At 39.7% G+C, this 1,345-nt stretch carries 1 protein-coding gene; it reads right to left on the bottom strand.

Annotated elements, in window-relative coordinates; all coding sequences use genetic code 11:
• Positions 1–98 precede the first annotated feature (98 nt).
• Positions 99–1,316 (bottom strand): BaiN/RdsA family NAD(P)/FAD-dependent oxidoreductase, encoded by a 1,218-nt coding sequence (locus E1176_RS04560; protein ID WP_155209389.1) that lies wholly within the window; start codon positions 1,314–1,316, stop codon positions 99–101.
• Between the last annotated feature and the right edge of the window lie 29 nt (positions 1,317–1,345).

Below are 1,345 nucleotides of genomic sequence, written 5' to 3'. Positions count from 1 at the left end.
GTCTATTTTAGTTTCGAAATCTAGGGTTTTAGCAGGTGAAATTACTGCAATCATAATTTTTCTATTTTATAATAATAACCTGTTTAATAGGCTTTAGTTTAGTTCAAATCAGCAGAATCTAATTTACCAGCGACAAATGCGGTTGACCAAGCAGCCTGAAAATTAAATCCTCCGGTAATGCCATCGACATCTAAGACCTCTCCGGCAAAATACATTCCTGGCACTTTTCTGCTTTCCATGGTCTTGAAGTTTACATCCTCAAGAGCAACGCCACCGCACGTCACAAACTCTTCTTTAAAAGTAGTTTTGCCTTTTACGTCATACTGGTCATTAATCAAGACATTGACCAATTTATTAAATGACTTCTTATCGAGATCAAGCCATCTTTTTTCTTGATCTGCCTGTATTTTGTCAAGTAGAAAACTCCATAATCTACCTGGGATTGCTTCAATTGGATTGTAATTAGATATCTTCTTTTTGCTATCCCGCACCTCACCCAAAAAACCTCTAAGCTCTTCTTCAGAGCTATAGCCTGACCAATTGACCTGTACTTTAAAGTCATAATTTTTATCATACAACTCTCTGGCACCCCAGGCAGATAGTTTCAATACTGCAGGGCCGCTCATGCCCCAGTGCGTAATGAGCAATGGACCGGTATATTGCAGTTTTGACCCTACGATTTTTACTGAAGCATCATTTACACTCAGACCCATCAGCTTGGTTATAGGATTACCGGGCATGTTAAATGTAAATAGCGATGGCACAGGAGGTTTAATCTCATGCCCTAAATCACTCAGCCATTTAAAGCCTTCTAATTTTGGACTCCCACCAGAGGTGATGATCACTTTATCAAACTGTCTCACCTGCCCACCTACCTCAAGCTCAAAACCTTTCTCTATGATATTAATTCGTTTTACCGGGCTTTTAAGTAGTATTTCTATATCTAATTGAGCGGCTTCTTTATTGAAGCAATCGATAATTGTTTGAGAACTGTCTGAGACAGGAAACATTCGATTATCCGCTTCTGACTTAAGTTTCACGCCTCTACCTTCAAACCACTCAATTGTGCTTTTTACATTAAAATGGCCAAAACACTTTTTAAGTTGATTAGCACCTCTAGGGTAATGTTTGGTCAGGTCAGATATGTTTGGAGCATTGTGTGTCACATTGCATCGGCCACCTCCGGAGACTTTTACTTTCTGAAGTACTTTACTGGTTTTCTCAAAAATCGTGACTTGCGCATCAGGATGATGCCGCTTGCATGAAAAGGCCGCAAAATAACCGGCTGCACCTGCTCCTATGACTGCTATTTGCATTGACTAAACTTTTATCAAAGTAGCCGCAA

The sequence above is a fragment of the Fulvivirga aurantia genome (assembly GCF_009711475.1).
In the GTDB taxonomy this organism is placed as follows: domain Bacteria; phylum Bacteroidota; class Bacteroidia; order Cytophagales; family Cyclobacteriaceae; genus Fulvivirga; species Fulvivirga aurantia.
Note: the sequence above shows the minus strand (reverse complement) of the source record. Positions and strands in the feature narration are given on the sequence as shown.